1 protein-coding gene is annotated in these 1,423 nt (G+C 63.5%); it reads right to left on the bottom strand.

The genetic code is table 11. From position 1 onward, the window contains the following. Positions 1 to 56: 56 nt before the first annotated feature. Positions 57 to 1,301 carry an IS256 family transposase gene (locus OK352_RS17660; protein ID WP_265142847.1) on the bottom strand — a complete coding sequence of 415 codons (1,245 nt, stop codon included), beginning with the start codon at positions 1,299 to 1,301 and terminating at the stop codon, positions 57 to 59. Positions 1,302 to 1,423 lie beyond the last annotated feature (122 nt).

Below are 1,423 nucleotides of genomic sequence, written 5' to 3'. Positions count from 1 at the left end.
GGTCAAGTCCCCGTTGGTGGTGTAGCGGTCGGTGATCCTTCTGCTGTTGATTTCGGTTAGGCGCTGAGCTCGAGGGCGGGTTGTTCGGTCACCTCTTCGGTGCTGGTGACGAGGCTGAGGCGGCTTTTGGCGAGGATCTCGAGTCCGAGATAGCGGCGCCCTTCGGCCCATTCGTCGGTCTGCTCGGCGAGGACGGCGCCGACGAGGCGAATGATCGCGTCGCGATTGGGGAAGATGCCGACGGAGTCGGTGCGGCGACGGATCTCCCGGTTGAGGCGCTCGTTCGGGTTGTTCGACCAGATCTGCTGCCAAAGCCCTTCCGGGAACTGTGTGAAAGCGAGGATGTCCGGTCTCGCGTTGTCGAGGTGCTCGAACGCGTCGGGGAGCTTGCCGTCGACGTAGTCCAGTAGTCGGTCGAACTGGGCATGGACGGCATCTTTGTCTGGTTGGTCGTAGACGGAGTGCAGCATCGCCTTCACGGCCGGCCACATGGTCTTCGGCGTCACGGACATCAGATTCGCCGCGTAGTGGGTTCTGCAACGTTGCCAGACAGCACCAGGCAGGTTCGCTGCAATCGCTTCGACCAGACCTGCATGCGCATCGCTGGTGACCAGACGCACGCCGGTCAGGCCGCGGGCGACGAGGTCGGCGAAGAAGCTGTTCCACGCCGCCCCGGTTTCGGACGTGGCCACTCGCAGTCCGAGGACCTCACGGCGTCCGTCGGCATTCACCCCGGTCGCGACGAGCACGACGGCGTTGATGACCCGGCCGCCTTCGCGGACTTTCATCGTCAGAGCGTCGGCGGCGACGAACGTGAACGGGCCTGCGTCCCCGAGGGGACGGTGGCGGAACTGCTCGACCTGCTCGTCGAGCTCGGCCGCCATTCGGGATACCTGCGACTTCGACAGTGAGTTGATCCCGAGGGTCTTCATGAGCTTGTCCATCCGCCGTGTGGAAACACCGGCGAGATAGCAGTCCGCGACGACGGTGATCATCGCCGATTCCGCGCGCTTGCGGCGCTCGAGCAACCAGTCCGGGAAATAGGTTCCCTGCCGCAGCTTCGGGATCGCGACATCGATCGTGCCGACACGGGAGTCCAGGTCGCGGTGTCGGTAGCCATTGCGTTGCGCGAGCCGGTCAGGAGCTGGTTTGCCCCATTCAGCGCCGACGACAGCGTCAGCGTGCTCGGAGAGCAACGCGTTGATCATGGTTTGCAGCAGGCTGCGCATGAGATCCGGTGACGCGTCGGAAAGAGCTTCGACAAGCAAGCCGGAAGGGTCGACAATATGAGGAGCGGTCATCGTGAAGATGTCCTTTCGAGTGGGTTGTAGGAGATTCCTCGAAGGACCACACGGTGACCGCGCCCCCATTCAGAACGAGAGCCAGCCACCAAGCGGACTACACCACTCTACGGGGCACTACT

Source organism: Microbacterium sp. MPKO10 (assembly GCF_026107415.2).
GTDB lineage: Bacteria > Actinomycetota > Actinomycetes > Actinomycetales > Microbacteriaceae > Paramicrobacterium.
This window is presented reverse-complemented; position numbering and strand designations above follow the sequence as displayed.